Annotated in this window: 7 protein-coding genes; 5 read left to right on the top strand and 2 right to left on the bottom strand. The window is 38.2% G+C overall.

Features of this window, described 5'->3' with window-relative positions; genetic code table 11:
• From HRT50_RS17205 to HRT50_RS17225, 5 genes are all read left to right on the top strand, one after another.
• Nucleotides 1-558, top strand: a 558-nt coding sequence (locus HRT50_RS17205; protein WP_291616768.1) for an ATP-binding cassette domain-containing protein, incomplete at its 5' end; no start/stop codon positions are given.
• A 64-nt stretch (nucleotides 559-622) separates the two neighbouring features.
• A complete protein-coding gene (locus HRT50_RS17210; protein WP_291616770.1) occupies nucleotides 623-1,237 on the top strand; it encodes a DUF1415 domain-containing protein in 615 nt (204 codons plus the stop codon).
• A 365-nt stretch (nucleotides 1,238-1,602) separates the two neighbouring features.
• The gene (locus tag HRT50_RS17215; RefSeq protein WP_291616772.1) at nucleotides 1,603-2,289 is read left to right on the top strand and encodes a LysE family translocator; all 687 of its coding nucleotides are present in this window, start codon (nucleotides 1,603-1,605) and stop codon (nucleotides 2,287-2,289) included.
• A 121-nt stretch (nucleotides 2,290-2,410) separates the two neighbouring features.
• Nucleotides 2,411-3,253 carry a hypothetical protein gene (locus HRT50_RS17220; protein ID WP_291616774.1) on the top strand — a complete coding sequence of 281 codons (843 nt, stop codon included), beginning with the start codon at nucleotides 2,411-2,413 and terminating at the stop codon, nucleotides 3,251-3,253.
• Between the two features lie 25 nt (nucleotides 3,254-3,278).
• The gene (locus HRT50_RS17225) at nucleotides 3,279-4,151 is read left to right on the top strand and encodes a glucosaminidase domain-containing protein (RefSeq protein WP_291616776.1); all 873 of its coding nucleotides are present in this window, start codon (nucleotides 3,279-3,281) and stop codon (nucleotides 4,149-4,151) included.
• A 240-nt stretch (nucleotides 4,152-4,391) separates the two neighbouring features.
• Here the strand turns inward: HRT50_RS17225 and ttcA are convergent, their stop codons facing one another.
• Nucleotides 4,392-5,336, bottom strand: coding sequence for a tRNA 2-thiocytidine(32) synthetase TtcA (ttcA, locus tag HRT50_RS17230; RefSeq protein WP_291616779.1), 945 nt, complete (start codon nucleotides 5,334-5,336; stop codon nucleotides 4,392-4,394).
• 298 nt (nucleotides 5,337-5,634) lie between these two features.
• Nucleotides 5,635-6,007, bottom strand: a 373-nt coding sequence (locus tag HRT50_RS17235) for a hypothetical protein (RefSeq protein WP_291616781.1), incomplete at its 5' end; no start/stop codon positions are given.

Below are 6,007 nucleotides of genomic sequence, written 5' to 3' on the forward strand. Positions count from 1 at the left end.
GACTCGGGTGATATTCAAATTAACCAGCAAGATATTAGTCAGGTGAGCCAACATTCACTACGTACTCATATTGGTATTGTGCCGCAAGATACCGTGCTTTTTAACGATACCTTATTTAATAATGTGCAATACGGCTGTCCAACAGCAAGTAAAGACGAGGTATTAAAAGCCATTGAGCTGGCGCATTTATCTGAATTTATTGCCAGTTTGCCCGATGGTTTAGCCACTATGGTTGGTGAGCGTGGCTTAAAACTTTCTGGTGGTGAAAAGCAGCGGGTCGCGATTGCCCGTACCATATTGAAGAATCCACAAATATTGGTTTTTGATGAAGCTACCTCGTCCCTTGATAGTCATTCAGAGCAAGCAATCTTAACGGCCATTAATGAAGTTGCTAAAAACAGAACCAGTCTTGTTATTGCCCATCGCCTGTCAACTATAGTTGATAGTGATAATATTATTGTTATGAGTCATGGTGAAATAGTAGAGCAGGGTAATCATCAACAACTACTCGCGCTGCAAGGACAATACAGTAAAATGTGGCAGTTACAGCAATCCTGAGCTAACACTGACACTTGCACCAAAACTAAGACTATAAATAAAAGAAAAACGTAGAGTTTCCGTTATGAATAAAGAAGTTAAACAAAACGCACAACAGCAAACACTTCAGAAAGCACTAGCTGAGCAAGAATCAGCTGAAGTGAGCGCCACCAAACAGTGGTTAGATGAAATCATTATCGGCTTAAATTTTTGTCCCTTTGCCAAAAAAGAATTTGTTAATAATACCATTTGCTATCATCAGTCAGCGCTTGAGCAAGTTAAGCCAGCGCTTAAAGAATTGTTAGCGCAATGTCATTATTTGCAACAACATGACGAGATTGAAACCACTTTAATCATCTATAGTGATGGCTTTCGCAGTTTTTCACGTTATCTTGATTTAGTTGATTATGCTAACGATTTACTGATTGATTCAGGCTTTGAAGGGGTATTTCAACTAGCGACTATGCACCCTGAGTACTGTTTTGCCGATGATGATTTTGATGCCGCCAGTAACTTCACTAACCGTTCTCCTTATCCAATGCTGCATATTATTCGTGAAGCAAGTATGGCAAAAGTGCTTAAGGTTTATAAAGAGCCGGAAAAAATTCCCGAAAATAATATGGCGTTAGCAGAGCAAAAGGGCAGTGATTTTTTCCAAACGGTATTAACGCGTATTCACCAAAAGCATCCACAAAAATAGTCTCTTGCCTAATCAGCCATTTATAGATAACCATTCAGCACCTTAAATTACATCTTGTTAACTATAACGATTGATTGAAACTTATGCAGTGCTCATTTATTGTACACGTTTGAGGCTAGCGTATGAGAACCAGTTATCAGGGTAAAGAGTAGCGTTTTAAGTGTTTTGAGGACTTATGGGCCTTTATCGCAGCATATTAGTGCAAGCCCCCATAAGTAAAGACTAAGACTAATTACTAATACCAATGTCAATTTGTAGTAGCTAATTGCTTACACAGAGGATGGAATATTTTATTGAGCTTAGGTCGCTTTATTTAATTTCTTAGGTAAAATGACGCACGTTTCATTAATTTTCTCCGTGGTAATATGCCTGCTTTAGAACAATTTTTACTTATCGCTATGGTACATTTTCTTGCCGTAGCAAGTCCTGGCCCCGACTTTGCCCTTATTTTAAAACAGAGCATTCGCTATAACCGACGTATTGCTATTTACACTAGTTTTGGCATTGCCGCAGGTATTATTGTGCATGTCACTTATTCCTTGGTGGGAATAGGGCTATTAATTGCCAGCGACGAGCGTTTATTTACCGCATTAAAATACATTGCCGCTAGCTATTTTTGTTATATCGCTTGGCATTGTTTAAGGGCGAAAAAGCCTGACAACGACTTATCAGGCTCAGTAAGCAAAGATGTCAATGACAGTACAGTTTCATCGGGTGGTGCAGCAAAATTCGAGACGGCTATCAAGACTCCATCGGCTAAAAGTGCTTTTCTTAATGGCTTTTTAATTAATGCTTTAAACGTCAAAGCGACATTGTTTTTTGTCAGTTTGTTTTCAGTGGTTATTGCTCCTGAAACATTGTTGAGTATTAAAATTGCTTATGGCGCCTATCTAGTTGCCGCTACAGGGGCGTGGTTTTGCTTCCTTTCTTATATGCTTACGCAAGACAGAGTACGTTATGTTTTACAACGTAAAGGCTATATTCTTGATCGTGTTATGGGAATAATCCTATTGTTACTCGCTATTCAGCTGGTGCTAAGTGATCTTCAATAAGCTGTTTTATCTGCCAACTTGCTTGTTAAATTGATCGCTAAATAGCGCTATGAGCAATCTATTGGCATTTCCAGTATAATAGAGCGCAAATGTAGTATTACAGTATGAAAAAGGGTTAGTTTTGCCAGAAAAAATTATAATGAATTCCATTGGTGGTAGTGTTGAGCGCGCAGTAAAAGGCGAATACTCAATTGATGTTAAAGCTATTTTAACGGAAGCGTGGCAGCTGACATTAAAGTCGCGGTTGTCGATTAACCTAGCACTGTTTTTAGTTTTAGTTTTTGGCATGATAGTGTCATTTATTGCCAGTAGCTTTTTTGGTGGAATTGAAGAAGTTTTCCAAGATGCGCAAGCAGAAGGCTCTCAAGCACTACAGTTGATCAATGTTATTGTCACTATGGCAGTATGGCCATTTATCGCCGGCATAGAAATGATGGGTGTGTACCATGCCGTTAATAAGCCAACAAATTTTAAAATGGTATTGTCTTTCTTACATCGGGGTAGTTGGGTTGCGCTTTGTGCGCTGTTAACCTCTATTCTTATTAGTATTGGCTTTCAATTGTTAATTATTCCAGGAGTGTTATTGGCCGTAATGTTGTCATTAACCATACCTTTAGTGGTTGAGAAAAAGTTAACGCCAGTACAAGCTATTATTTTATCGGTTAAAGCCTTACGTTTTAAAGTAATGCCTTTGTTAGGTATTTATTTAGTGCTAAGCATGTCATTAATCGCTCTGATAGTTCCTATCCTTTTATTAGTAGAGTCGAGTTTGGCACCGATTGCTATTATGGTGTTTTTATTTGGCTTATCTTATTTAGCACCTTGGTACTACAACGTTAAAGGCGTGTTGTACCGTGAAATATTTGGCGTCTTTTCTGATGAAAATACCCCAGCTATAGACTCAACCAATCCTACGAATAAAGACGCTGGCCATAATGGCTCAGATGATACTTTTTCTGCTTAATTTTTATCATAAATAAGGAGTTTTTATGAAAAGCATGTTCTTTACTCGCTTTATATTATGCCTTGCGCTAGTTGCAGCGATACTAGCGCCCTTTACTTTTTTAGTGCCTAAGCCGGTAGTAATAGTTGCAGAGACTGAATTAGTCGTTGTAGAGGTCGAGGTACCAGTAGTTGAACCAGTAAAAGTAATTGAGCCACCGTTACATCAGGTCGATTTACCTGACTTTGCTGCTATCTATGATATTCCCACTAAAAAGCGTCAGTTTTTTGCTTTTATCCGCCCGGCAATTGATGCCAAAAATACTGAGTTAGCACAAGATAGAAGTAAGCTCGAATATTGGCATGAACAAATATCATTAGGTTTAGGGCTGACAGATGAAGAGCAAATTTCACTGCAAGTGCTGATCAAGGCTTATCGTATTAATAAGGAAGCTTCAACATTGCAGCAAATTAATGATTTGTTAATGCGTGTTGATATTATTCCTACGTCGTTAGTTTTGGTGCAAGCGGCTAATGAGTCTGCTTGGGGAACATCTCGTTTTGCTCGAATAGGCTTAAACTTTTTTGGTATTTGGTGTTATAGAACCGGTTGTGGCATGGTCCCAGGTGGTCGTAACACGGGCGCTAAACATGAAGTTGCAGCGTTTCAAAGTGTCGATGCTGCGGTGTCTGGATATTTTAATAATATAAATAAGCATAATGCTTATCATATATTTAGAACAATTCGTGCCGAATTAAGGGTGCAAGATCAACCCCTTGATGCTGAAATTCTAGCAGCAGGCTTATTACCTTATTCAGAGCGTGGTGCTGATTACGTGTTAGATATCACTGATATGTTACGCCATAACCAAAGTTACTTTGTTGAGCCGAGTGGCCAACAGACTGCTTTAGCGGATTAACCTAAATAGCGGTCTGATATAAGTGAACAAAAAAAAGCCCAATATCTATGATATTGGGCTTTTTTATTAATTTACATGCCTATGCACTTGGTGCTAAATAGCAATGGATCAGGACAATGTGCGTCCTGCATTGTCTAATAAATAGCATCCATGCTACGTTTCAATCAGAAACTTCGAAGATGACGTTTCTAAAGAGTTCCTGAGTAAACTACAGGTGCATGTAACTTAATGAAATAGGTATTACTTAACTTCAACAACATTGAGTTGCTGAGCATCGTTAAGGTAGTCTTTAGTCGATAAATCTTTTGGCGTTTCAATGACAACTTCATCAAAAGCGGTATCGCCACCATTTATAATGCCAGAGTTACTATCGATACTTTTAAAATCAAATAGATTACTGTCACACATATGAGATGGCACTATGTTTTGCATTGCAGTAAACATAGACTCAATTCGCCCCGGAAACTGTTCACTCCAACCATTTAACATATGTTTTATATTTTGTCTTTGCATGTTCGGCTGAGAGCCACATAAGTTACATGGAATGATAGGATATTGCTTTAACTCAGCGTATTGAATAAGGTCACTTTCTTTACAAAAAGCTAATGGACGAATAACTACATGCTCACCATTGTCAGAGACTAGCTTGGCCGGCATTGCTTTCATCTTACCGCCATAAAACATATTTAGCATTAACGTTTCAATCATGTCATCTCTATGATGACCTAGCGCTATTTTAGTTGCGCCAAGGTTTTTTGCTGTTTTATATAAAATGGCTCGGCGTAATCGAGAGCATAAGCTGCAAGTCGTTTTACCTTCAGGTACTTTCTCTTTAACAATGCTGTAGGTGTTCTCTTCAACAATATGATACTCAATGCCAAGTTTATCTAGGTACTCTGGCAAAATATGTTCAGGAAAGCCCGGTTGTTTTTGGTCTAAATTAACGGCAATGATGTCAAAATGAATAGGAGCGGACTCTCTTAACAGCATTAAAATAGTTAACATGGCATAACTGTCTTTGCCGCCTGATAGACAAACCATGACCTTATCGCCGTCTTCAATCATATTGTATTGCGCAATCGCTTGACCAACATTACGCCTAAGTTTCTTCTCTAACTTTATAAATTGCGTTTTTTGGGCAGGTGTTAGTGTGTTTTTCGGTAAGGTTAGTGCTGCTGCAGTCATGGGGTTACTTTATTGATTGAAATTAACGGCGCGAATTATAGCAGTTTGAGAAGTGTAGTGGTACAGTCATTTTTACCTCCTAATTAAGTGGTCAGCACTTGTTTATGTGTAAGGTGTATTAACACAATTCAATACCGGCATGACTATTCTCTTAATACCAAGCTTTATGTCTCATAAGTTCTTTTAGGGGAAGATAAATTAACAATGGGTGTCCTAGTAATTTCTCTAGTAATTTAACAAAAATGGAAAAAGTGGCTAAATAAAGGTATTTAACCACTTAAATCATCAAACGAATAAACTACATTTCATAGCGCAATGCAGAGTCCACACTCTGGTATACCTTTCTTTCAAGGCGACCTAGTAAATCTCGGATAAAACTTTTACTAAAAATAGTTTCATGTGGAGATGGCTTTAAGCCCAATACTTCCATTACTTTGTGAATAAAGTACTTTACCCATCTAGAAAGTTTCTCCGCTAAATTAATACCTTTAGCGAGTACATAAGCAAGGTGGTCCAAAACGGTAAACTTCTCGTATGAACCAGCAGCGCTTGATACTTTCTTCACGACAAAAACAATGGCACTCTGTAACCACTGCAGAGTATCCATCGAAAAAGTTGCACGTGTTTTTTGCATCAACCATTGTTGAATACTTAAATCACTTTTATGTGCT

The sequence above is a fragment of the Colwellia sp. genome (assembly GCF_013215345.1).
GTDB lineage: Bacteria > Pseudomonadota > Gammaproteobacteria > Enterobacterales > Alteromonadaceae > Colwellia.

Bases quoted from the DNA above. Each gene is read 5' to 3' on its own strand.
- ttcA (WP_291616779.1), bottom strand. From the start codon at position 5,336: ATGACTGCAGCAGCACTAACCTTACCGAAAAACACACTAACACCTGCC.
- HRT50_RS17210 (WP_291616770.1), top strand. From the start codon at position 623: ATGAATAAAGAAGTTAAACAAAACGCACAACAGCAAACACTTCAGAAA.
- HRT50_RS17225 (WP_291616776.1), top strand. From the start codon at position 3,279: ATGAAAAGCATGTTCTTTACTCGCTTTATATTATGCCTTGCGCTAGTT.
- HRT50_RS17215 (WP_291616772.1), top strand. From the start codon at position 1,603: ATGCCTGCTTTAGAACAATTTTTACTTATCGCTATGGTACATTTTCTT.